The sequence below is a fragment of the Salinisphaera sp. genome, from assembly GCF_002729955.1.
Lineage (GTDB): Bacteria > Pseudomonadota > Gammaproteobacteria > Nevskiales > Salinisphaeraceae > Salinisphaera.
This window is the reverse complement of record NZ_PBYA01000054.1, coordinates 93,118-116,011: the sequence shown is the minus strand read 5'-3', so window position 1 is coordinate 116,011 and position 22,894 is coordinate 93,118. Positions and strand designations below refer to the sequence as shown.

At 63.7% G+C, this 22,894-nt stretch carries 20 protein-coding genes; 10 read left to right on the top strand and 10 right to left on the bottom strand.

Annotated elements, in window-relative coordinates; translation table 11 throughout:
* Both CMN27_RS15465 and CMN27_RS15460 read right to left on the bottom strand, forming a co-directional pair.
* Positions 1-908: cation:proton antiporter (locus tag CMN27_RS15465; RefSeq protein WP_293627878.1), on the bottom strand; the 908-nt coding region annotated here is incomplete at its 3' end.
* 109 nt (positions 909-1,017) lie between these two features.
* Positions 1,018-1,686: a TIGR04211 family SH3 domain-containing protein gene (locus CMN27_RS15460; RefSeq protein WP_293627877.1), complete on the bottom strand. Its 669-nt coding sequence runs from the start codon at positions 1,684-1,686 to the stop codon at positions 1,018-1,020.
* 430 nt (positions 1,687-2,116) lie between these two features.
* On the opposite strand from CMN27_RS15460, the gene CMN27_RS15455 reads away from it, so the two are divergent.
* The 7 genes from CMN27_RS15455 (at position 2,117) to CMN27_RS15425 (ending at position 8,309) form a co-directional block, all read left to right on the top strand.
* The gene (locus CMN27_RS15455; protein ID WP_293627876.1) at positions 2,117-2,914 is read left to right on the top strand and encodes a TatD family hydrolase; all 798 of its coding nucleotides are present in this window, start codon (positions 2,117-2,119) and stop codon (positions 2,912-2,914) included.
* A 77-nt stretch (positions 2,915-2,991) separates the two neighbouring features.
* Complete coding sequence (locus CMN27_RS15450) at positions 2,992-3,261, top strand: hypothetical protein (protein WP_293627875.1); 270 nt, start codon at positions 2,992-2,994, stop codon at positions 3,259-3,261.
* 3 nt (positions 3,262-3,264) lie between these two features.
* The gene (locus tag CMN27_RS15445) at positions 3,265-3,756 is read left to right on the top strand and encodes a hypothetical protein (RefSeq protein ID WP_293627873.1); all 492 of its coding nucleotides are present in this window, start codon (positions 3,265-3,267) and stop codon (positions 3,754-3,756) included.
* A 180-nt stretch (positions 3,757-3,936) separates the two neighbouring features.
* The gene (locus CMN27_RS15440; RefSeq protein WP_293627872.1) at positions 3,937-4,737 is read left to right on the top strand and encodes a hypothetical protein; all 801 of its coding nucleotides are present in this window, start codon (positions 3,937-3,939) and stop codon (positions 4,735-4,737) included.
* The gene (locus tag CMN27_RS15435) at positions 4,737-5,768 is read left to right on the top strand and encodes a substrate-binding domain-containing protein (RefSeq protein ID WP_293627871.1); all 1,032 of its coding nucleotides are present in this window, start codon (positions 4,737-4,739) and stop codon (positions 5,766-5,768) included. Before CMN27_RS15440 ends, CMN27_RS15435 begins: the two co-directional genes overlap by 1 nt.
* Positions 5,765-7,273 (top strand): iron ABC transporter permease, encoded by a 1,509-nt coding sequence (locus CMN27_RS15430; protein WP_293627870.1) that lies wholly within the window; start codon positions 5,765-5,767, stop codon positions 7,271-7,273. The genes CMN27_RS15435 and CMN27_RS15430 overlap by 4 nt, the downstream gene beginning before the upstream one ends.
* A gap of 13 nt (positions 7,274-7,286) precedes the next feature.
* Positions 7,287-8,309, top strand: a complete 1,023-nt coding sequence (locus CMN27_RS15425) for an ABC transporter ATP-binding protein (protein WP_293627869.1) — start codon at positions 7,287-7,289, stop codon at positions 8,307-8,309.
* A 33-nt stretch (positions 8,310-8,342) separates the two neighbouring features.
* Here CMN27_RS15425 and CMN27_RS15420 read toward each other — a convergent pair whose 3' ends face one another.
* Positions 8,343-9,533, bottom strand: a complete 1,191-nt coding sequence (locus CMN27_RS15420; RefSeq protein WP_293627868.1) for an MFS transporter — start codon at positions 9,531-9,533, stop codon at positions 8,343-8,345.
* Positions 9,534-9,743: 210 nt separating this feature from the next.
* On the opposite strand from CMN27_RS15420, the gene CMN27_RS15415 reads away from it, so the two are divergent.
* Positions 9,744-10,016, top strand: coding sequence for a hypothetical protein (locus CMN27_RS15415; RefSeq protein ID WP_293627867.1), 273 nt, complete (start codon positions 9,744-9,746; stop codon positions 10,014-10,016).
* Between the two features lie 653 nt (positions 10,017-10,669).
* Positions 10,670-12,760, top strand: coding sequence for an EAL domain-containing protein (locus CMN27_RS15410; RefSeq protein ID WP_293627866.1), 2,091 nt, complete (start codon positions 10,670-10,672; stop codon positions 12,758-12,760).
* A gap of 423 nt (positions 12,761-13,183) precedes the next feature.
* Here the strand turns inward: CMN27_RS15410 and CMN27_RS15405 are convergent, their stop codons facing one another.
* From CMN27_RS15405 to CMN27_RS15385, 5 genes are all read right to left on the bottom strand, one after another.
* Positions 13,184-13,600 carry a hypothetical protein gene (locus CMN27_RS15405; RefSeq protein ID WP_293627865.1) on the bottom strand — a complete coding sequence of 139 codons (417 nt, stop codon included), beginning with the start codon at positions 13,598-13,600 and terminating at the stop codon, positions 13,184-13,186.
* 76 nt (positions 13,601-13,676) lie between these two features.
* Positions 13,677-14,237 (bottom strand): methylamine dehydrogenase light chain, encoded by a 561-nt coding sequence (locus tag CMN27_RS15400; protein WP_293627864.1) that lies wholly within the window; start codon positions 14,235-14,237, stop codon positions 13,677-13,679.
* 30 nt (positions 14,238-14,267) lie between these two features.
* Entirely contained in the window at positions 14,268-14,876 is a 609-nt protein-coding gene (mauD, locus tag CMN27_RS15395) for a methylamine dehydrogenase accessory protein MauD (RefSeq protein WP_293627863.1), read from the bottom strand.
* A complete protein-coding gene (locus tag CMN27_RS15390; RefSeq protein WP_293627862.1) occupies positions 14,873-15,397 on the bottom strand; it encodes a MauE/DoxX family redox-associated membrane protein in 525 nt (174 codons plus the stop codon). The genes mauD and CMN27_RS15390 overlap by 4 nt, the downstream gene beginning before the upstream one ends.
* Before the next feature lie 5 nt (positions 15,398-15,402).
* A complete protein-coding gene (locus tag CMN27_RS15385; protein WP_293627861.1) occupies positions 15,403-16,617 on the bottom strand; it encodes an amine dehydrogenase large subunit in 1,215 nt (404 codons plus the stop codon).
* 659 nt (positions 16,618-17,276) lie between these two features.
* On the opposite strand from CMN27_RS15385, the gene CMN27_RS15380 reads away from it, so the two are divergent.
* Positions 17,277-18,989: a thiamine pyrophosphate-dependent enzyme gene (locus CMN27_RS15380; RefSeq protein ID WP_293627859.1), complete on the top strand. Its 1,713-nt coding sequence runs from the start codon at positions 17,277-17,279 to the stop codon at positions 18,987-18,989.
* Between the two features lie 135 nt (positions 18,990-19,124).
* Here CMN27_RS15380 and CMN27_RS15375 read toward each other — a convergent pair whose 3' ends face one another.
* On the bottom strand, positions 19,125-20,855 hold the full coding sequence (locus CMN27_RS15375) for a methyl-accepting chemotaxis protein (protein WP_293627858.1): 1,731 nt from the start codon (positions 20,853-20,855) through the stop codon (positions 19,125-19,127).
* Between the two features lie 402 nt (positions 20,856-21,257).
* A complete protein-coding gene (locus CMN27_RS15370; RefSeq protein WP_293627857.1) occupies positions 21,258-22,892 on the bottom strand; it encodes a methyl-accepting chemotaxis protein in 1,635 nt (544 codons plus the stop codon).
* Positions 22,893-22,894: the final 2 nt, after the last annotated feature.

Below are 22,894 nucleotides of genomic sequence, written 5' to 3'. Positions count from 1 at the left end.
GCGGCATGCCAGTCCAGATGCAGCAGCACATTCGGGTCGAGATCGGCCGTGAGCACGATGAACACGGTCGAGACCAGCAGAATGGTGATGTATTCCTTGAATCGTCGCAGTTCGGCCATGCCCGCAATGGACAGATTGCCCATGACCATGCCCATGACGGTCACGGCCAGCAGCCCGGCTTCGGCAAAGAACTCGCTGGCCACACCGTAGATCACCAGCACGAAGGCGAAGGTCAACGGCGCCTTGAGATACTCAGGCACCCATGTGTGGTTGAAGGCCCAGCCCAGCGCCAGCGCGACGCCGCCGCCGAGCACGAAGGAGATCAGGATCGCCCAGCCCAGGTCCACGAACACCTGCGCCCCGTCCCCAGCATCGGCGCCGGCAAACACGAAATACTGGAACACCAGCACCGCCAGCAGCGCGCCGATCGGGTCGTTGATGATGCCTTCCCACTTCAGATAGGAGGCCGTGCGACGGTTCAGCCCGGCCTGGCGCAGCATGGGAATGATGACGGTGGGCCCGGTCACGATCAGAATCGCGCCGAACAGAAGCGATACCGCCATCGACAGCTGGCCGATGTAGTAGGCCGCCGCGGTATACAAGGCCCAGGACAGCACGGCGCCGACCGACACCAGCCGTTTCACGCCCGATGCGGCTTCCTTGAATTCATGCAGGCGCAGGCTCAGCCCGCCCTCGAACAGGATGACCGCAACCGCCAGCCCGACCATGGGCGAGAGCACCTCGCCGATATCCTCGGTGGGGTTGACCACGCCGAACACCGGCCCGGCCAGTACGCCGCTGACCAGAAACAGCACGATCGCCGGCATGCGCAGCCACCAGGCAATCCACTGCGAGAATACGCCCAGCGCGACGATCGAAATCAGAATCAGAGAAAGATGATGTTCCATTAGCCTTCGCTAGGCGACACGGGCTCGCTCACAAATCGAGTGGAATAACCATAGCCGGCAACCCGGGCTGATGGTTAGTGGATACGATTGCAGGTCGCGATCGCGATGCTCAGAGCGAATCCCAGCTGCTGCCTTTTTTCCGACGCCGGAACAGCGGCAGCACCAGGCCGATGATCACGCCGCCAATGAGAATGAGCGCGCCGATCTTCATGCCGTCCCGGCGACTCTGCAGCGCGGCGTTCTCATGCCGCAGGCGCTCGTTGTCGCTGCGCATGGACAGCAGCTCTTCGCGATACTTCTCGTTTTCGTTGCTGATACGCACGGCGTCGGCCGAGGTTTCACGCAGCTGTTGAAGGCGTTGCGAGAGCTCCTGGTTTTCGTTTTCCAGCGTGCTCTTGGTTTCGGTCAACTCCTCGGAACCGCTGCGCACTTCCGCGAGCTGCTCCTTGAGCTGTTCATTCTCCTGCTTGAACTTCTCGGTCTGTGCCTGCATCGCAGCGATACGCGTGCGTGCGGCCGGCTCGTCGGAAAGGAAGCGGGTCAGTACATAGCCGGTGGTCCCGTCGCTGGTGCGTACCTGGGTCCAGCCATTGGCCTCAGACAGGGTGGTCAAGCGATCACCGGCCTTGACCAGTTCGCTGATGCGATAGCCCGTGCCCGGGCCACGACGCATGTTGATCGACAATTCATCGCTGACATAGCGCGTCGCGGCCGTTGCAACACTGCTGAACAGCATGATGCCGACGAGGCCGGCGAGCAGCCCGGATTGATAACGCATGAGAGGCCTTTCTTCGATTCTGGTGACAGTCGTTCAAGCTCCGGCACGCAATTACCGCGCACCGCTTGTCTTGCCGTGGCGGGCGGCCAGCGCCCGAGTGTAGCAAACCCGCCGCCGGCTTCTACGCTCTTTTTAAAATGGGCGTTTTCGCTTTCTCTCGCCGTGTCCGACGAACTGCATTGTGCGCGAGCGATCGCTAGGAAGCTGTGCATAAGCTCTCGCGGTTCGCGTTCGCCCTGAAAAGACTTTCAAGGTCACAGACGGTGCGACAAGGCGTCCGAGCGCAGCGCTTGCCTTATTGGCAGGTCAAGCTCGGCAACGCCGTCGCGGCGTCTGTGAGGCCGAACCCCGCAGGGGCCGCCGGCGCGACCGTGACAGGTTATGCAGCGCTTCCCTAGACTACGCGCCATTGATTTCACGCCTCAACCCCATGGAACTGACCGATATCGGCGCGAATCTCGCGCATGAAAGCTTCGCCGAAGATCTCGATGCGGTCCTCACACGCGCATACGATGCAGGCGTGACCCGACTGGTGGTCACCGGCAGCGATCTGTTCAGCAATCGGCATGCCATGTCCCTGGCCGAACGCTATTCCGGCCAGTGCTTCGCCACCGCCGGCCTGCACCCCCACCACGCCGAAGACTGGAACGACGAACTCGACGAGCTCATACGCGCAGGCGCCGCAGCGGGCCGTCTGGCCGCGGTCGGCGAAACCGGGCTCGACTTCTTTCGCGATATCGCGCCCCGCGCCGCCCAGGAAAAAACCTTTGCCGCCCAGCTCGCCATCGCCTGCGAGCACGATATGCCGGTCTTCCTGCATCAGCGCGAGGCGCATGCGCGCTTCCTGCCGATACTGCGTGAATACCTGCCCAACCTGCCGCGGGCCGTGGTGCACTGCTTCACCGACAGCCGCGAGGCGCTCGACGCCTATCTCGATGCCGGCTGTCATATCGGCATTACCGGCTGGGTTTGCGATGAACGCCGCGGGCGCGATCTGTATGAAAACGTCGCCCGTATCCCCGACGACCGCCTGATGATCGAAACCGACTGTCCTTATCTGATGCCGCGCACGATCCGGCCCAGGCCCAAGACCCGTCGCAACGAGCCGGCGAACCTGCCCTGGGTGGCAGAAACGATCGCGGCCGCACGTGGGCAGTCGGTGGCCGAGGTGGCAGCATTGACGCACGCCAATGCAGGCCGGTTTTTCGGCCTGGACGCCGTGCGATGATCAAGCAGTAGTACGGATGGTCGCAGCCCCATGAAAGCCGTTATGCTGTCGAATCCATTCCGAATCCAGAGATTCTCATGAGCCAGACCGCCGAAACCGAAACCCTCAAGAAAGACATCGAACAGCTGCGTAACGATCTGGCCGCCCTGGCCAAAAGCTACAAGGCCACCGGCGAGAACCAGGCCCAGGCCGGGCTCGACGCCGCCCGTGGCAAATACGACGAGCTTCGCCGCGAAGCCGGCCGCCATGCTCAGGACGTCGGCAGCGAGATCGAGGCCCGCCCCTTTACCAGCGTACTCGCGGCCTTCGGTATCGGCCTCGTTCTGGGCAAGCTGATCGGCCGCTAGGCCATGGGAAGCATCAAGGAAAAGATCATTCGGGTGCTGAGCCTGAATGTCGTGCTCTGGCTGCTCATGCTGCTGGTATTCAGTGGTCTGCTGATGTGTACCGCGGGTACCTATCTGTGGCTCGCCCAGCATTACACCCAGGTCGAGGCGTTGCTGCTCTCCGGCGGGGGCTTGATCGGCGTGGTCGCGGTGCTGTTGATCTGCGTGCTGCTGTCATCGCGGCGCAAGCCGGCACCCGCGCCGGCCCGAGCGAGCGAGAACAAACCCGTGAACTCGGCGCCGGACAACGCGATCGAGCATCAGCTGCGTCCGATTCTGGGCAACCAGGCGACCGACTGGGCCAAGCGCAACAGCGGCCTCGCCATCGCCGGTGCGCTCACTGCAGGCGTCGTCATCGCGGCCAGCCCGCGTACGCGGGCGTTGATCGCCGGTGCCGCCGGCCCGATCTTCACCCGCAAGGCCATGCAGATGTTCGAGCGCATGACCGACAACTAGACCGTGCAAACGGGCATGCCGCGGCGCGGCGTGCCCGTTCTCGATACCGCCAGAATTACTGGCAGGCCCCGGCCCGTCGGGGTACCCCGCGAATTCCGCGTCTTGGCGAACTGCGCGCTTGGAATAGGAATGATTATCAGTTAGTTTCTATGCCAGCATTCAAACCCGCCAACACCCGTCATGAAGTCGTCCCTGTCCTTCACCAAGTCACTGCTCTTGGGAGCGGTATTGCTCTGCGGGCAAGCCGCCTCGGCCCACAGCGGCGACGCGCCCAGCGTTGCGGAAGTCAAGGAACATCTTGGCGACTATGAAAGCGAAATCGCGGATATGCGCGACACCGCGGCCAAGATCGTTGCCGACTACGACAAGGGCGAGAAGGTAGGCAAGCGAGTCGACGCCCTGGTCGAAACCTGGGAAGAAGTCGAGTTCCACGAAGCGGTGGAAACCCATGCCATGGTTCTCTACCCGCCGATCTGGACCGCGCTTGGTGGCCTGCGCGAGGCGGTGGACGAAGACAACGCCGGTGAGGCCGTCGCCGAATGGCAGATGCGCCTCAATAACGCCCTGCACGAAGGCGTGGGCGCACTCAAGCTGGTCGCCTCCCAACCCGCGCCCGCGACGCATGGCAAAGACGAGGCCACGACCTCGGCCGCCGGCGACGAGCCGACCATCCAGATCATCAAGGACAATCTCGCCCAGGTGGTGGAACGCTACCGCTCGGGCGACAGCGAAGGCGCCAGCGCGCTGATTCATCAGACCTACATGCAGCGTTTCGAAGGCATCGAAGGCACGCTGATCGAAAGCGACGCCGATCTGGTCACCGACCTGGAAAAAGACTTCAACGCAACGCTGCCCCTGCTGATCGAGCGCTCTGCATCCGCCGACAAGCTCGCCGCCGCGGTGAAATCGATGAACGCCAAACTCGACCGTGCCCAGAAGATTCTGGATGAAGCGGCCGCGAACAAGCCGTCGGTATTCTGATGCTCGATCGTCGCAGCCTGCTCAAGAGCGCGCTGGCGCTCGGACTCATCGGCCCGGGCGCGTTGTGGGCCGCTGACGATACCCCGACGGCCGCCGCCGAGTCTGCAGACGATCTGCCGCCGCTCGCCGGCACGCTGACGGTCTATCTCGGTCGTGGCGAAGGCGGGCTCTACGACGATATCGTTGCTGCCATACGTAAACGCAATCCCGATCTGGACCTCCAGATTCGGCGCGGACCATCGGCGGCGCTTGCAAACACGCTCATCGCCGAATCCCGGGCCGGCGTGAAGCGCGCCGATCTGTTCTGGTCGATCGACGCGAGCTCGCTGGGCGTCGTCGCCGACCAGGGCAAGAGCCAGCCGATCCCGGCCTCGATACAGCGCCATATCAAACCGGCCTTTCGCTATAGCCAATGGGCGGCCATCTCCGGGCGCCTGCGGACCGTGCCCTACAACCCCACCCGCATCGAACCGGCTCAACTACCCTCGCGGATCATAGACTTCGCCGATACCGACCTCAGAATCGGCTGGGCACCGGCGTACGGCGCATTTCAGTCGTTCGTGACTGCCATGCGCGTGCTCGAAGGCGAAGACCGCACGCGCCAGTGGCTGCAAGGCGTCAAGCGCCAGGCCAAGAGCTATGCCGGCGAGCTGGGCGTGGTCATGGCGGTCGCCCGCGGTGAAGTGGACGTCGGCTTTGCCAACCACTACTACACCCTGCGCCTCAAGAAAGGCCAGCCGGATGCCAACGTCGCACTCGCATTGACCGAAAACGACGCGGGTAGCCTGGTGAATTCCTCCGGCGTGCTGCTGCTCGACGATAATCCCCTGGCCCGCAACTTCGTGCGTTATCTGCTCAGTCAGGAAGTGCAGTCTTTCCTCGCCAGCCAGGCCTACGAAATACCCATGGCCGCAGGCGTTGCCTTGCCCGACGGGCTGCCCGGCAAGATTCACCCGCCGAAGATCGATCTGACCCAGCTCAGCGATCTGCAACCCACCCTTGAGTTGCTGCGCGAAACGCGCGTGCTATGAAGCGCCTGCCGTTGCTGTGGCTGCCGGCCGCTGCGATTGCGGTGGCCGCGCTGGCCCCGGTCGGGGTGCTGATCGTCATGAGCCTGGGCGCGGAGGCGGCTTTCGACGCCCGCAGCGCCGAAATACTGTTCAACACCGTGCTGCTGACGCTGCTCACGGTTGCCGGTGCGATCATCGTCGGCGTGCCGCTGGCCGTCGTCACCACCTATACCGCGTTGCCCTTTCGTCGGCTCTGGATCGCTCTGCTCGCCGCCCCGCTGGCCATCCCGAGCTATCTGGGCGCGTTCGCCTTCTTCGCAGCCTTTGGGCCGGGCGGCGAAATCGAGGCGCTGACCGGCATTGTGACCCCACGCGCCGAAGGCCTTCTCGGCGCCTGTGCGGTGATGACGCTCTATACCTATCCTTTCGTATTTATCGCCACCCGCGCGGCATTGCAGACGCTGGATGCGAACGTGGTGGATGCCGCGCGCACCCTCGGACTGCCCCTCTCGGCGGCGCTGCTGCGCATCGTGCTGCCCCGCGCGGCCAATGGCATCGCCGCCGGCGCTCTGCTCGTGGCGCTGTACACGCTCTCGGACTTCGCCACGCCGGAGATCATGCATCTGGATACCTTCACCCGCATGATCTATGTGGAATACAACGCCTTCGGCCTGGATCGCGCAGCGCTGATGTCGCTGCAGTTGCTCGCGCTCGTGATTGTGGTACTCGTGCTCGAAGCCCGTATTCGCGTACGGCGGGAGCGCCCCGGGCGGATACTCAGCCTGTCGCTGGGCTGGCCGCTGCGCCTGCTTGCCATCGCCCTGGCCGTGCTCGTGCTCGCCGCCGCACTCGTGCTGCCCATCGGGGTGTTCACGGCCTGGCTGCTGCGCGAAGGCGGGGCCGGCTTCGAACTGCGCTATGCGCTCAATTCGGCCTATGCCGCGGCGCTGGTTGCAGCGGCCGCGGTCGCGGTCGCGCTACCACTGGCCTATGCCGCGAGCACCGGCTGGTTCGGCAAGATATGCGAACGGGCGAGTTATCTGGGTTTCGGTATCCCGGGCATCGTCATGGGCACGGCCCTGGTTTACCTCGGCCTGCGGTTGCCGTTGCTCTATCAAACGCTCGCGCTGATGGTCGCCGGCCTGACGCTGCGCTTTCTGCCGTTGGCGGTGGGCAGCGTGCGCTCGAGTACCGAGCGGGTGGAGTCCAGCCTGATCGGGGCCGCGCGCAGCCTCGGGGCGAGCCCGGCCGAGGCGTTTCGGCGCGTGAGCCTGCCGCTTATCCTGCCGGGCATCATCGCCGCCGCCGCACTGGTGTTTCTGGAAGCCATGCGGGAACTGCCGGCCACCCTGCTGCTGCGGCCGAACGAATTCGATACCCTTGCGACCTACTTATGGCGGGTATACGAAGCCGGTTACCTCGGTCGCGGCGCCCTGCCCGCACTGGCGCTGATCGGCGTATCCGCGATCGCGCTGGTGCTCATGCTATCGGGCGAAGCACGCCGTCGGCGTACGCTCGGGGTATAGACAGGAACAGGCCATGCTAGAAATCGACAAGCTGTCGATCCGTTATGAAAACACCGCCGCAGTCGAAGACTTCAGCCTGACGCTGGGCGCCGACGAGATCGTGACCCTGGTCGGGCCCACCGGCTGCGGCAAGACCAGCGTGCTGCGCGCGGTGGCCGGTCTGGTCGCGCCCTCGGCCGGCGAAATTCGTATCGGCGAGCATCGCATCAATGCCAGGCGCCAGGTCGCGCCGGAAAAACGCGGGGTCGGGCTCGTGTTTCAGGACTTTGCGCTGTTTCCGCACCTCAACGTGGAAGACAACGTCGCCTTTCGCTTAAAGGATCGCGCGCCGGCCGAGCGCTGGCTGCATACGCTGGGTATGGAAAAGCATCGTCATGCCATGCCCGACACCCTCTCCGGCGGGCAGAAGCAGCGGGTCGCACTCGCCCGTGCCCTGGCCCATGCGCCCTCGGTGCTGCTGCTCGACGAACCGCTGGCCAGCCTCGATGCCGCTCTCAAGGCCGAGCTGCGCTGGCAGATCCGCCAGGCGCTCAAAGCCGCGCGCGTACCCGCGATCTGGGTCACCCACGACCAGACGGAGGCGCTGTCCGTGGGCGATCGCATGGGGGTGATGCGCGCCGGCAGGCTCGAACAGCTCGGCAGCGCCGATATCTGTTTTCGCAAACCCCGCACCCGCTTCGTTGCCGGCTTTCTGGGCGACGCAGCCTTCCTGCCTGGGCGCGTCGGCGTGCGGGAAGTGCATACCGAACTGGGCGATGCACCGCTCGAAGACGCCGCACAGCGCGAGGGCGATCAGGTGGATGTACTGGTACGCCCCGACGATCTGTCGCTACGACGGGCCGCCGATGGCAACAGCCGTATCGAATGGAGTCGCTACGAGGGCGAAACGCGCCTGCACGGCGTACGCCTGAACCAGGGCGCCCAGCTTTTGGTACGCACCAATCACGAAGACCGCTTCGAAGAAGGCGAAACCGTCGATACCCGCATCTGTGCCGGCCACGCCCTGGCCGTGTTCGAAAGCGCGCACGCTCGATAACCGCCAAGTGGAACAGGCGCACCCGGGATGAGCTCAACCCGTTTTCGAGATGCGCGTGAGCTGCATACTCAGCAGCACGCCGATCAGTAGCAGGGCGGTACTCACCCCGAAGGTCAGGCGAAACGCCTCGGTATCACCGATCAGCCAACCGGCCACGGCCGGCCCCACGAGCTGGCCCGTGGCGAAGAACAGAGTCACATAACTGACCGCCAGCGGGGCCTGGTCGATGTTCACCCACTCGGTGGAGGCCGCCAGCGACGAAGTGAACATGCCGGTCACCGCCACGCCCAGAATCACGTAGTGGGCGGCGAAGCCGAACAGCGTGGGCGAGAGTACCGGCAACAGGGTGCTGACGAACGCCATGGCCATCGACAGCGTCAAACTCTGGCCACGCCCGAGCCGATCCGACAGGCCGCCCCACAGCGGACCGAACACGATGCCGAGCATGCCCATGAACGCTGCCAGGGCGCCAGCGACCTGGGCGTCGATATCCGCGGCGAGCGCATAGCTGTACATGAAGATCGCCTGCACGATATAGGTCAGACCGACGATGCCGTAGACCAGTCCCACGAGCACCACACGGGGGTTGCAGAATACGGCCCAGCGCGCCGCACGGCGTTCGGCCGCGCCGGGCGCCCGGCCGCCCTCTGCGGGCCGCGGCGGGTTGTGCACGAACGCCAGCGTAGCCATAAGCGCAACGACGGCCACCGCCGCGAACAACGCCCACACCCAGCGCCAGCCGATATCCGTATCGAGCTGCGTGATGTAGGGCACGATCCAGCCGGCCGACATCATGCCGGTGCCCACCCCGCTGTTGAGCAGGCCGATTACCAGCCCGCGCCGGGCCGGAAACCAGGTGCCGATCAGCGATATCAGCGGCGTATAGGCAAAGGCGGTGCCGATACCCAGCAGGGTCATGAGCCCGAGCAGCGGTACATAGTCGCTGGCCATGCTCAGACCGGCGAAGCCCAGGATCACGCATACCAGCCCCAGCAGGATCGACACCCGCGCGCCGCGACGCGCCGCGAGTGCACCGGCCACCATCACCAGCGCCAGATAACCCAGCGCCGTAGCCGTGCCCAGATGCCCGGCCTCTGCATAGCTCAAGGCCAGCGAGTCGCGCATGGCGGGCAGGATCAGCCCGAACGACAGTCGTGCCAGCGCAACGGTCACCAGCGTGATCAGTGCGCCGCTGGCGATCATGCGTAGCGAGCGCGCGGTCATCGGGGCGTAAGCGCGGCGGCGGGCACGCTCGCCGCCGTCGAATCGAGTAATGAATGCATGTGCTGTCCGTCTGTAAACTCGGCCAAGAATACGCAGCCTCGGCTGCGCCGCCCACTTTGATACCGTGCCACCATCGTCGGCGATGACATTCGAATGGCAAGCGTCGATACTCAAGCTCAGCCTTTTCCAAACCATCACGGGATATATTCGATGAAGAAAACGACCCTGGCGCTGGCCCTGCTGGCTTCGACCGTCACCCTGGCTGCCTGCGGCGGTTCCGATCATCCTCATCACGGCGGCAAGGCCGATGTGATCATGCCGCCGGCTTCGCCCTCCATTCACTTCAAGGTCAACGACGCCAACGGCAATACGCTCGATCTGATGATTGAATGCGGCGAGAAGGCCTCGCTCAAGCAGTGCGCCGACGTGAACAAGGACGTACTGGACAAGGTCGCCAAGATGCGTGAAAACGCCGGCCGCTGATTCATGCGCGCACCGGCCACCTGCCTGGGTGGCCGGCTGCCGGCGCTGCCTGCTTGCGCCGCGTCGCCCCCCCCCGACCCGGCGTCGCGCGACAGACGCTCCTGCATGCCTGCCTGCTTGAACAGCCAGCACCGCGCGGTCTGTGCCGCGACGCCCCACCCGGCATACCGCAAGTTCGCCAGCAGCTCGGAAACTTTTGATCGACCAAGTGCTCGGCCGGGTCTGTTCCGTACTGTTATCGACAGCCTTACTTAAGCCGGGCATCGCCCAGGTGCCGACAGGCAGCCTGTTCTTTCTGCCTCGCGCCCGGCGAGGTACCGTGCCCGTCGACCACCGCAATAGGCCCGCACGGCTTTTGGCACTCTGACCGAAGCATGGCCCGATAGCTATCGCGATGGCCCCTCATGCGGGCTGCCGCTTCCAGGAGCCCAAAAAAGCATTACCCCGCGTCATCCACCTGGTCAACTTCAGATCGCCTACGCACGCCGGCTTTCAGGGTTGGCAAAAGTGTGTCGTCTGGCAGTCGCCGCCTCACTGACGCACGACGGCAGCCTGTACAACACACTAAACCACCCGTAGTTTCGGCCGATAACGGAAGCGACACCGATCGATCGACGGCAAACGCTATCGCCTTGCTCTAGCGGGGACGGCCCTTGAGCCCGATTACTTACAACTCGCCTCTAATCGCGCTCGCCGTTCTGATCTGCAGCGTTACCTGCTACGCCGCGATGGACATGCTCGGCCGTGTGCGGCGTAGCCGTACGCGGGCGAAATCCTCCTGGCTGCTCGCCGGTGCATGCGTATTGGCAACGGGCATCTGGGCGACCCATTTCGTGAGCATGATGGCGCTCGAACTGCCGTTCGTGCTGGGCCACGAGATCGATCTCACCCTTGCGTCCTGGCTGGCAGGCCTGGTTGCAACCCTTATCGTCTTCTACGTCTCCAGCCGGTCTGCGCTATCCGCATGGGCCATTCTTGCGGCCGCCATACCCGTAGCGACCAGCACCTGCGCGTTGTTCTACCTGGGGAACCTGTCGCTGCAACTCACCCCGGCGATCGTGTATTTGCCGCTGCCGACAGCGACAACCGCGCTGGCGTTCTACCTGGTGGTAGCAGCCAGCATGTGGATTGCCCACCGCTTGACCACGGTTGATCGTCCGATGTCGCCAGCGGCCACCGCGTTGGTTTCTGTGTGCATCGGGGCCGGTCTCGCCCTATGCCACCACTTCGCGGTGTTGTCGCTGGTTATTTCGGATCGTGCGACAAGCACAGCCAGCGTATCGGTCGACCCGTTCTGGCTTTCGTTGCTGGTGTCTTCCTGCACGCTTTTTATTATCAGCCTCGGGGTATTCGCGGCGCTACTCGACCGCCAACTCGACAAGCAGACGGCCGATCTGGTCGAGTCCCTGCGTAGCGCCAACGCCCAGCTGCGTTACCGCAGCCGCTACGATGCGCTCACGGAATTACCCAACCGTACGACCGTCTACGAGCGTATCCGTGCTGCGACCGCCGAAGTGAAACCGGGCGAAGGCTGTGCCCTGCTCTATATCGACCTCGACGGTTTCAAACTCATCAACGACAGCCTCGGCCACGGCCTGGGCGATCGCCTGCTGCAACGCACGAGCGCAGTACTGCGCGAACTCGCCGACGAGCAGCACACGCTCGGCCGTATCGGCGGCGACGAGTTTCTGTTGCTCATGGAGCATGCCACCGACGCCGACCTTGTCGAAGCATTCGCCGAACACGCGATCGCGGAACTGGCACGTATTCGCGAACATGGTGCCACGCTGTCGGCGAGCATCGGTATCGCGCTGTACCCGAACGACGCGAGTGACGCCGCCACGCTGGTCACGGCGGCGGACCTGGCGATGTATACGGCCAAACGCGCGGGCAAGAATCGCGTGCAGCGCTACCTGCCCAGCATGGGCATCAAGCAGGCCGACGCCTTCCAAATTCAGGACGAACTGCGCGCCGGTATCGATAACGACGAACTGGTCGTCTATTACCAGCCCAAATATCGCGCTCGCGACGGCGGGCTGGCCGGGGCCGAAGCGCTGGTTCGCTGGCAACACCCACGGCGCGGACTGGTCAGCCCCGGCCTGTTCATCGAGGTCGCTGAACGCAGCGGGCTGATAAACGATCTCGAACTGAACGTCATTGACCAGGTTTGCCGCCATATCCGCGACTGGCGGGCAGCCGGCTTACGCGTGCCCGCCGTTTCCATCAACCTATCGGTCGCCCGCCTGCTCGATGACCGCCTGATCGCGCAAATCGCGGGCGCGCTGGCACGGCACTCGCTCACGGCCGACAGCCTGATCCTCGAGATCACCGAAACCCTGGCCATGGAAGAGTTCGAAACCGCCACCCGTGTGCTCGGTCAGCTCAGCGAGCTCGGTATCCGTATTGCTCTGGACGATTTCGGGACGGGCTATTCGAGTCTGTCCTATCTCCAGAAGCTGCCGATCCATCAGCTAAAGGTCGACCGTTCGTTTACCGCCAACCTCGATGAAGGCGCCGCCAGCGCGCACAGTGAGATCGTGAAGCTGATCATCGATCTCTCCCACGTGCTGGGTATCACCGTGGTGGCAGAAGGCGTCGAAACCGCCGCACAACAACGCTATCTCACCCAGGCCGGCTGCGACGAGCTGCAGGGCTATCTGCTCGATAAACCGATGCCGGCCAGCGATTACGAACTGCGTCTGGTTCGCGAAACCGAGTCCATCGAACACGCCTTTTCCGCCTAGAACGAGGACGTATCGACCACGCCGACCGTGTATACGTCTGCCCCCTGCAGATATCAGAACGGCTTCGGGCGGTGCATCTGTCCGGCCCAGTACTTCACGCACCGAAACCGATTTGCACACATAAAAAAACGGCTGATCGCCCCCGCGATCAACCGTTCTTTCGTTCGCTGCATTTCTGCCCGGCTACATCACGCCGAGGAAAGACAGAATAGCCACGACGATGACCACGAGGCCAACGAGATAAATAATATTGCGCATGGGTTCTCCGAAAAATGCGTTCAACGATCACGGTGTCTGCGATCGCCTTGGATGGTATCAGTTCGGAGCACTGAACCGCAGATATTCGGCCATGGCGACTAATTGCGCGTTACAGGTGTCGCGCCGCAACACGGCGCCCGCCAGGCCCGGCTCATTCGGACGACGTTACTCCCAGGGGTAAGCCGCGACAGGCAGGTCGCGCGCTTTCAACTCGTGGACCACACGCCGGCGCGCCTTGACGACATCCGGAACCGATCGCTTTCTCAATTGCGCCACCTCCGCCGCAGTGAACAACGGAACCGGATCACTCGCCGGCGCGTCGGCCCAGCGCTCGAATATATAGTTCATGACCGCAGCAATATCGGCGTTATCAAGCCCCGAGCCGACCACGCCCGGCACATGCATCAGATACGTTCGGCCATTGTCCACGCGCCCGAAGGAGCCCACATAGCCGCGCAGGTCGGGTATGCCGCCACGCAGGCTGCCCGAGCCGTCCGCGCGGTGGCAGCCGCTGCAGTGGATCAGGTACTGCGTTGCCGGTGGCACACCCGCCTGGATGGCCGTAGAAAACGTTACGGCCATCCCGACAATGCAGGCTGCCACGCAACGTAACGCTATCGTCGCGTTGCCGGATAGTACCGGTATCGCCGCACCGGCCTCAGCCGGCCGGCGCATCGTCCACCTGGCCCACCAGTACGGCCACCGTGCAGTGGTAGCCCATCGACTTGTTGGCCATGCACCAGTTGATGTCGTTGTGCAGGCTCATCTGGTATCCGGGGCGTTCACGCGCGCTGTTCACACATTCCGTGCCGGTACAGGCGGCCTTGCCACAGCAGTCGTTATACGACACCACGTAGTCGCGGCCGTCGGTCGGGTTGCGACAGGTCCCCACCCACGACACCTTCGACGCCTCGGCGCCCGGCGGGCAGCTGGTGAGCGTGCCGCCGCAATCGTTGCAGAGGTTGCCGTCGATCGCGCAATAGCGCCAGTAATCGCAGGCCAGTGGATCGTCGTCCTGCAGCTTGCCGCCGTTCGGGGTCGCCGCGATCGCGCGCCCGCCCTGGTCGAACGGCAACACCGGCAGCAAGGCCGTGCCGGCCATGAACAGCGCCGCACGGCCAATAAAGCTGCGCCGACTGTAGCGCTGGGCGGTGCGCCGCATCATGCGTTCGGCGCCGGCATCCGTGCGGGCCGTCAATGCATCGAGTAGTCGTTTCATGATCTGTCCTTGTGGAGGGTCATTACCCGGTTAGGAACGGGCCGGCTCGCCGTCTTGTGCCTCGCCGATATAGTTCTGGATGGAGGCCACGCCCATGTCGTGGGCGTTGAACAGGCTTTCGAGCTGCTCGCGCGTATTCACCAGCCCTTTCGCGCGTACCGCCCCGCTGCGGTCGAGCACCACGGCATAGGGCAGGCGTGCTACCCGAAAGCCAAGACCCAGCTCGGTGGAGAGCACATAGTCGAAGTCGTCGAGCCGCGCGTTGTCGATGAAGCGACGCTGCTTGTCTTCATCACCGTCGCTGGCCAGCACCACCGTCAGCCAGTCACCTTCGCTCGAGCGGATCGAGCGCAGAATGGGTATGAGCTTCTTGCAGATCGGACAGGTCGGCGACACGAAGAAAACCAGCGTGGCTGTTTCCTTGACCGTGCCGATCGAAACCACGCCGCCGTTGAGGCTTTCCAGCGTGAACTTCGGCGACTGCTCACCGACTTGCGGGCCGGAGTCGTTCATGAGCGCGCCCATCGGCGCGATGCGTTCGTAGAGCACGCCGATCTGGCGCGCGAGCACCAGAAAACCGAAGCACAGAGCCAGAAAGGCCAGGCCGAGGAACACCACGGCAAAAGTCAGAGCGGTCATAGCGATCCTCGTTTTTTCAGGTACATGCGGTTGGCGTTGAGCTGTTCGAACAGTAGATAGAGCGCGAGCGCGAACACGCCGGCGCCGATCACGGCGAGGCTCTCGGGCAAGGCCAGCGCGCCGGGCACGGTCCAGGCAGCAAAAACCGCCAGAAGCGCGAGCACGCCGTTACGCACCAGCAGGGATGTACTCAGCATCTGCGGCGCCCCACCACATCCGCATTCGATACGGGTATGCCCTCGCGACAGGTTGATGGCGATGGCGATGGCATAGCCTGCGAACAGTACGGCACAGCCCACCAGGCCAGCGCCGCGGGTGACGGGCAGCGCGACCAGCGCGGCGAGCACGAATTCGAGACCCATCAATACGCCGGCGGCGGGGGCGACCCAGGCCTGTGGTAACAGACGGTAGTCGGCGACAAAGCCCTGAAGCTCAACGAAGTCCATGGCCTTGTGCAGCGCGGCGCGCAGCACCACGAGCAGAATGAATACGCCGGCTGCAGCGCTTGCGAGTGCGAGCATGGCGATCATTGCGCGCCTGCACTCACGCGATCCGGGGCCGTCATCAGCGATGTGCTCCAGCCGACCCGGTCGTCCGTGGCACTTTTTTTGAACTCGAAGCCACCCTGCGCAGTCGGCGTATAGACGTCAACGCTCGACTCTTCCTCGTTGGCGCCGTAGAGCGTCGGGCGCTCACCCTGACTGGTGGCCAGCGACACCAGATGCGGCGCCTTGGACCGGGCCACGAGCTTCTCGTCGGCCAGGCTGTAGGCCCAGATCTGCTCGGACATATCCTTGTGGCTGCCTTCATAGGCATTCGAGTGCACGATCATGAACAGCATGTCGTTGGCCTCGTTGTAAGCGGTAATGCCGTAACCACCGGGCGCCCAGTCGCCGTCGACGCCTTCTGCGACCGCCAGTTTCTTGACCAATCGGGCCTTGGCGGCGCTGTCGTCCACGACATAGAGATTGCCGTTGAAGGAGGTGAACACGAGCTGGCCCGCCTGCGTACGGACCGAATGCAGATATAGGGCGTCCGCTTCGACGTCGAAGATCACCTCCGAGGGGGTGGCACCGGGGTCGTCCTCGTCCACGTCGTAGCTGTTGAGCGTGCCCGGGCCGCACAGCGTCGAAAAGCGATGGCCTTCGACGCTCGGGTAGATGCCATAACAACCCGGCGTAGGCACTTCCTTGACCACACGCATGTCGTCGAGGGCGACCACCGTAACCGAGGTGCCGGGGGTGGCGTTCTGTACGTACAGATATTTGTCGTCGGCACTGAGTTCGATCAGGTGCTCCATACCGATGGCCTTTGCCGCCTTGTTGGGAACCTCGACCTCGGCGACCGGCTTCAGACTGTTCAGGTCGAAAGCCTGCACCACGCTATGAATCGGCCCGTAGGTATAGCGCTCCATGTAATCCGAGAGCGTATAGACCTTGCTGTGGTCGTGGCTGACGATGAACTGCGACGTCAGGCCCATCGACAACAGGCCCTGATAGGCGAGCCCGTCCTGTGAATAGACGTGAATCCGGCTGGCACCGTCCCAGCTGGCCTGATTCACCAGTACCAACGGGCCATCGGCGATGGCCTCCTTCACCGTGAACGCTTCCGGGTGAAAGCCGGGATCGTCCTGCTTGGCCGCCTCCTCGGCGCCGATCGCCGCGCCGGCAAACGCCAACACGCAGAGCGCCGCGCTGATCGCCGTATGGCGTGCAAGTCTTTGAAATTTCGTCGCTGTCATCGCGGGGCCCTTTTAGAACGGCAGTCATGCAGTCGTTGCAAGAGCCGGGCCAGGTTTCGCGGGCGCCAAAAGGCCCGCGGATACGCCTGATCCAGAGGGAAGCTCTGCACAACCTCTAGCGGATCGCGTTCGAGTCCTCGCAGACGGTGCGACAAGGGGTCCGAGCGCAGCGCCTGCCTCATTGGCAGGTCAAGCTCGGCAACGCCGTCGCGGCGTCTGTGAGGCCGAACCGCTGAGCGGCCGGGGCTTTGCGCGCGCTTGATCGGCGTCAGTGTTCGCTTCCGTGCGGCAGGCACGCTACGCTCTCACTTCCTTGTCAATCGCGCGCAAAGCACGCCGGCGCGACCGCGACAGGTTGTGCAGAGCTTCCCTAGACAACGCACAGATGTCGCACAGCATTGCCTCGCTCTGGAGCAGACGCCCGCACAGTAGCTGTGCAGTGCACATGCCCACGACCGCGTACGAGCCTGCCCGTGGAGAGTCGCACGCGCAGGCGCCGACGAGGCGGGTCGTGTTGTCACCGCGTGCCCGGTCGAACACCGCACCGCCACGCGCTCCCAGGTTCGGGCTACAGGTCGGCTGTCGCGTACTTGCGAGCAGCCTGTACCATGCAATCAATAACGCCCTGCCCGGGGCGCCGTTCATCCCAAGGAGCCCTCATGGCCAGCAACGTCGCCGAAATCATCGTCGAGACACTCACCCAGGCCGGCGCAAAGCGCTGCTACGGCGTGGTGGGCGATACCATCAACCACTTCACCGACGCCATTCGGCGTTCGGAAATGGACTGGGTGCATGTGCGCCACGAAGAGGTCGGCGGCTTCGCGGCCGGCGGCGAAGCATTCATTACCGACGAACTGGCCTGCTGTGCGGGCACCTGCGGGCCCGGCAGCACCCATTTCGTGAACGGCTTGATCGAGTCCCATCGCAACGGCGCGCCGGTGGTGTTCATTGCCTCGCAGGTCGCCACCGCGGAAATGGGCGTGGGCTTTCCGCAGGACGTCGACCAGCGTCCGATCTACGCCCAGTACAGCGTGTTCTGCGAATACGTATCCAGCCCGGAGAACGCGCGTCGGTTGACGGCGATCGCAGCCCAGAAGGCGCTCAACGAAGGCGGCGTGGCCGTGCTCATCGTGCCCGGCGATCTGTTCACCCAGAAGCCGAACGACAGCCTGCCCTACCGCACCCAGCGCTTCGACCCCGTGCTGCGTCCGAACGACGCCGACCTCGACGCCATCGCGACCAAGCTCAACGCCGGCAAGAAGGTTTCCATCTATGCCGGCTACGGCTGTCGCCACGCCCACGACGAGCTGATCGCGCTGGCCGACAAGCTCGGCGCGCCCATCGCCTGGACCTCCCGTGCCAAGGACTTCGTCGAATACGGCAACGAACTGGAAGTGGGCATGACCGGCGTTTTCGGTCTGGAAGGCGGCTATCGGGCGGTGTCCGAATGCGACACGCTGCTGCTGCTCGGCTGCAACTTTGCCTGGGCCCAGTTCTATCCGGACAGCGCCACGATCATTCAGGTGGATACCAACCCCGGCCAGATCGGCCTGCGCCACCCGGTGGATATCGGCGTGGTCGGCAGCACGCGTGATACCTGCGCGGCGCTGCTCGACCGGGTCGAAAAGAACACCGATCGCGAGTGGGTCAACGATTGTCGGAAAACCTATCTCGAATCGCTCGACAACGCCGCTGCCCAGTCCGACTACGACGACCTGATCCACCCGCAGGAACTCACCCTGCTACTCGATGCCCACGCCGACGAGGATGCCGTGTTCACCGCGGACGGCGGCAGCCCCATGGTGTGGTGCCTGCGTCATATCAAGGCCAACGGCAAGCGCCGCACCCTGCCCAGTCTCGTGCACGGCACCATGGCCAACGCCTACCCGCAGGCGCTGGGGATCGCCAAGGCGTTTCCCGAGCGCCAGGTCATCGCCATGTGTGGCGACGGCGGCCTGAGCATGCTCATGGGTGACCTGCTCACGCTCGTGCAGGAACAGATTCCGGTCAAGCTGGTGGTGTTCAACAACAGCTCGCTCGGCTTCGTGGAGATCGAACAGAAAGTGGAAGGCCTGCTCGATTCGTTCACCGAACTCAAGAACCCGGATTTCGGCCGTCTGGCCGAGGCGATCGGCCTGTGGGGCCGCAAGATCGAGAAGAAGCACGACCTCGAGGATGGTGTACGCGATCTGCTGGCCCACAATGGCCCCGGCATTCTCGACGTGAAGGTCAATCGTATGGAACTGGTGATGCCGCCGACCGTCGAACCCGGCCAGGTGGCCTCGACCGCTCTCTACTCGACCAAGGCCATCTTCTCCGGCCGCATGGATGAAGTGGTCGATCTGGTACGCAACAACTTCGGTCGCCGTTAGCAAACCCGTAAGCCGCGGTGGATTGATCGGCGGGCGCCACGCCCGTGGCGCTTTTCCGGCGCCCGTCGAAACAGGCAAGCGCAAAAAACGTAACGCGCCGGTCGGCGCGTTACGTCGTGTCATCGAAGCGCTGGCCTAGAAGGTCGCCCAGTCGCCGTCATCTTCCTCGGCAATCACCGGTGCAGCCGTGGGCCGCTTGTCCGCTTTCGGCGCGCTCGGCTGGGGCTTTGCGGGCGCCGTTTTCCGCGCACTTTCGGGTTCGGCCCGGGCAACCGGCCGGGCGGGCGCTGCCGCCTCGGTCGTATCGTGCGCTGACAGACCGGCGACCTTGAAGTACGCCATCTGCTGTCTGAGCTGACTGGCCTGCTCCTCGAGCGACATACTCGCGGCCGAGGACTGCTCCACCAGCGCGGCGTTCTGTTGTGTGACGCTGTCGATTTCATTGATGGCGGTATTGACCTGGTCGATACCCGTGGCCTGTTCCTTGCTCGCCGACGCCACTTCGGACACCAGATCGCTGACCTTGGTCACGGAATTGACGATTTCCTTGAGCACTTCACCGGCCGCGGTGACTTCGCTCGAACCGTAAGCGACCTTCTTTTCGCTGTCCTCGACCAGTTCCTTGATGTCCTTGGCCGCCGCTGCACTGCGGCTGGCGAGGTTACGCACTTCGGTGGCGACCACGGCAAAGCCCCGGCCCTGCTCACCCGCACGCGCGGCTTCTACCGAGGCGTTCAAGGCCAGCAGATTGGTCTGGAAAGCAATCTCGTCGATCATGCCGATGATGTTGCTGATCTTGTCGCTGGCCGCAGTAATTTCGCCCATGGCCGCCGTGGCACGATCGACCACTTGGCCGCCTTCGTCGGCCCGGTTGCGCACCTGATGGACCAGCTGGTCCGCCTGGGCGGCGTTATCCGCGTTCTGGCGCACCGTCGACGTCATTTCCTCCATGGAGGCCGCGGTTTCCTCCAGGCTCGACGCCTGCTGCTCGGTCCGGCCACTGAGTTCCTGATTGCCGCTGGCGATCTCGCGCGCACCGACGCTCACCGCCTCCGAGCTGCTGCGCACACTCACCACCAGTTCCGCGAGACGGGCCTGCATTTTCTCCAGCCCGCCGAGCATGGTTCCGAATTCGTCGCGGTACGGATTGTCGATGCGATTGTCCAACCGGCCCTGGCCGATCGCCTCGACCAGGGAACCGGCCTGGCTGAGCGGCCGGGTGATCATGCGAACCAGCCAATAGGTGATCGCGCACACCAGGGCCAGAGCGATCGCGATCAGCGCGAAGATGCCGACTTTCGCCTGCAGATTCGCTGCCTGCGACGCTTCAAATGCGGTGCGCCCCTGCGCCATCTGAAGATCCACGAGATCGCGCAGCTGCGAACGCAGCGCTTCGAACGGCGCCGAAATTTCGGTTTCATACAGACGCTCGGCAGCGGCGATATCGCCCGCCTGGGCGAGCTGCAGATAATTCGCGAGTTTTGTCGAAATCAGCTCGTAGTTCGACAACATCGCCTGTGCGGCCGTCTTTTCGGCAGCATCGGTCACCTTGCCCGGATAGTAGCGAGCCAGACGATCGTCGACTTCGGGTTTTGCCCGGGCAAAGAAAGACGCAAATTCCTCGACGGCCGTGGGCGAGCGTTGTGCATGAATCTGCAGCAAACGGGCATAGCCACGCCCCAGCGTGATGTTGACCTGCGACAGGTGACGCAGACCACGCATGTTCTTGTTGTAAATATCTTCCTTGCTCTCGTCTGCCTGGTTCAACGCCAGCACGGCCGTCGTACCCAGAACACAGATCAGTACGAAGACCAATCCGAACGCAAGCCCGAGCTTGCTTTTTACGCTTTGAAGACCGCGCAGCATTCCTACTCTCCTGTAATCGCCTAATACCGACTGGTTTGACGCGTTATGTGCTCGTACCAACGTGATTTTTTATCGGGCTGCCTTGTTCAATGTTTAAGGCAACCTATCGGCGCGCTCGCTTAGATCGCTCGCCCGGTGTCATATCGGCGGTATATACACACGCTTTAGCGCACCCAGGCCGAAAAATGCGGTTATCAGGAAGAGTATTCACGAGGCGGGAAACGGCGCCTGCACCCTGGTGGCAGGCGCCACATTTAACGAGACGAAGCGCCATCGAGAACGAGCGTCACGCGCATTCGTCCAAACCAGCGATTGGCCGCCGCGATACTTCAACCACGCAGAGCGCCGGATCGTTGCCGCTCCGGCGCTGCCCCTGCCAAACGCATCGGCTGTGCGAAGTCGTTACGCGCGTACGACCTCGAATCGCGACGCCGCCGCCTGGAGTCGTCCCGCGTCGGACTCCAGCACACGCGAGGAGGCCGCGGCCTCTTCGACCAGGGCAGCATTCTGCTGGGTGACCTGGTCGATCTGGCTCACCGCCTCGCTGATCTGGCTGATGCCGTCGCTCTGCTCGCTCGACGCCGAGGCAATTTCGGCGATCAGCGTATTCACGCGACGTGCGTCTTCCTCGATGGACTGCATGGTTTCGTTGGCCTTGCCGACGAGCGTGGTGCCCTCGCCCACCTGCGAAACCGAGTTTTCCACCAGCTTGGCGATATCCTGCGAGGCATCCGCCGAGCGCTTGGCCAGCTGGCGCACCTCGCTGGCCACCACGGCGAAGCCGCGGCCGTGCTCACCCGCCCGTGCGGCCTCCACCGCGGCGTTCAATGCCAGCAGATTGGTCTGGAATGCGATGCCGTCGATCATTTCGATGATTTCGGCCATGCGGTCCGAACTCTCGCGTACGCCGTTCATGGCGGTCACGACCTCGCCCATCACCCGACGCCCTTCGGTGAGCGAGCTATCGGTACGTTCGGACAGGGTCTTCACTTCGCGGGCGTTGTCGGCGTTCTGTTTGATGGTGGCCGAGAGCTGCTCCATGCTGGCCGCGGTCTGCTCGAGCGAGGCCGCCTGCTGCTCGGTGCGCGACGACAGCTGGGCATTGCCCGCCGCGATCTCGCGCGAACCGCTGTCCACCGAGGCCGCCGCTTCGCGGATGGTGGTGATCGTGGCCGCGATATCGACACGCATGCGCTCGATCGCCTGCAACAGACTGTTCTCCGCTGCCGATTCGCAGCCATCGACCGGGGTAAAGTCGCCCGACGCCATGGCCCGTACCTGACGTTTCGCCTGTTCAGGATCGCCGCCGATATCGCGGTAGATGCCGCGACCCACGCGCCAGAACACGACGGTCACGATGGCCCCGATCACGGTCAGCAGGAGAAAATTGATCAGCAGTGATCGACGCAGCACGGCCGCCAGATCCTCGACGTAGACACCGGCACCAACGACCACATCCCACGGCGCGAACGCCGAGACGTAGCTCATTTTCGTGAGCGTCGGGGCCTCGTCGCTGGCCTGCCAGTCATAGTTCACGAAGCCGCCGCCGTCACGGCCGATCTCGATGAGCTTCTGGAAAATCTTTTCACCGTCGGCGGCCTGGGTGTCGATAACCGACACGGTCGGCGGCACCGTCGGATGGCTGGCGAGAAAACCATCCGGCGTCAGCACGAAGGCGTAGTTGTCGCCATCGAAACGCAGATTGCTCAGTTGCGCGAAAGCGGCTTTACGGGCCTCCTCACGGGACATTTCGCCGCGCGAAACCCGTGCCTCATAGCCGGCCAGCAGGCTGGTGGCGTAGTCGACCAGCTGTTTGAGCCCAGCCTGGCGTTCGTGGGTGAGCGTGGAACGCTCGAACGCGGTAATGACCACCACACTGGTCATCATGCCAACCCACATGATCACCAGGATCATGCCCAGCTTCTGGCGCAGCGACCATCGCGGCCCGGATCGCTTCGGTTTCGAGGCCGTCCGGCCTGCGGTTTCTGAATGGGCCGAAGCCGCCGGTAGATCGAGCTGTTCTGCAGTGACGGCCATGG

Bases quoted from the DNA above. Each gene is read 5' to 3' on its own strand.
- CMN27_RS15370 (WP_293627857.1), bottom strand. From the start codon at position 22,892: ATGGCCGTCACTGCAGAACAGCTCGATCTACCGGCGGCTTCGGCCCAT.
- CMN27_RS15390 (WP_293627862.1), bottom strand. From the start codon at position 15,397: ATGCTCGCACTCGCAAGCGCTGCAGCCGGCGTATTCATTCTGCTCGTG.
- CMN27_RS15380 (WP_293627859.1), top strand. From the start codon at position 17,277: ATGGCCAGCAACGTCGCCGAAATCATCGTCGAGACACTCACCCAGGCC.
- CMN27_RS15405 (WP_293627865.1), bottom strand. From the start codon at position 13,600: ATGGCCGTAACGTTTTCTACGGCCATCCAGGCGGGTGTGCCACCGGCA.
- CMN27_RS15445 (WP_293627873.1), top strand. From the start codon at position 3,265: ATGGGAAGCATCAAGGAAAAGATCATTCGGGTGCTGAGCCTGAATGTC.
- CMN27_RS15385 (WP_293627861.1), bottom strand. From the start codon at position 16,617: ATGACAGCGACGAAATTTCAAAGACTTGCACGCCATACGGCGATCAGC.
- CMN27_RS15455 (WP_293627876.1), top strand. From the start codon at position 2,117: ATGGAACTGACCGATATCGGCGCGAATCTCGCGCATGAAAGCTTCGCC.
- CMN27_RS15425 (WP_293627869.1), top strand. From the start codon at position 7,287: ATGCTAGAAATCGACAAGCTGTCGATCCGTTATGAAAACACCGCCGCA.
- CMN27_RS15435 (WP_293627871.1), top strand. From the start codon at position 4,737: ATGCTCGATCGTCGCAGCCTGCTCAAGAGCGCGCTGGCGCTCGGACTC.
- CMN27_RS15440 (WP_293627872.1), top strand. From the start codon at position 3,937: ATGAAGTCGTCCCTGTCCTTCACCAAGTCACTGCTCTTGGGAGCGGTA.
- CMN27_RS15375 (WP_293627858.1), bottom strand. From the start codon at position 20,855: ATGCTGCGCGGTCTTCAAAGCGTAAAAAGCAAGCTCGGGCTTGCGTTC.
- mauD (WP_293627863.1), bottom strand. From the start codon at position 14,876: ATGACCGCTCTGACTTTTGCCGTGGTGTTCCTCGGCCTGGCCTTTCTG.
- CMN27_RS15460 (WP_293627877.1), bottom strand. From the start codon at position 1,686: ATGCGTTATCAATCCGGGCTGCTCGCCGGCCTCGTCGGCATCATGCTG.
- CMN27_RS15415 (WP_293627867.1), top strand. From the start codon at position 9,744: ATGAAGAAAACGACCCTGGCGCTGGCCCTGCTGGCTTCGACCGTCACC.
- CMN27_RS15400 (WP_293627864.1), bottom strand. From the start codon at position 14,237: ATGAAACGACTACTCGATGCATTGACGGCCCGCACGGATGCCGGCGCC.
- CMN27_RS15420 (WP_293627868.1), bottom strand. From the start codon at position 9,533: ATGACCGCGCGCTCGCTACGCATGATCGCCAGCGGCGCACTGATCACG.
- CMN27_RS15430 (WP_293627870.1), top strand. From the start codon at position 5,765: ATGAAGCGCCTGCCGTTGCTGTGGCTGCCGGCCGCTGCGATTGCGGTG.
- CMN27_RS15450 (WP_293627875.1), top strand. From the start codon at position 2,992: ATGAGCCAGACCGCCGAAACCGAAACCCTCAAGAAAGACATCGAACAG.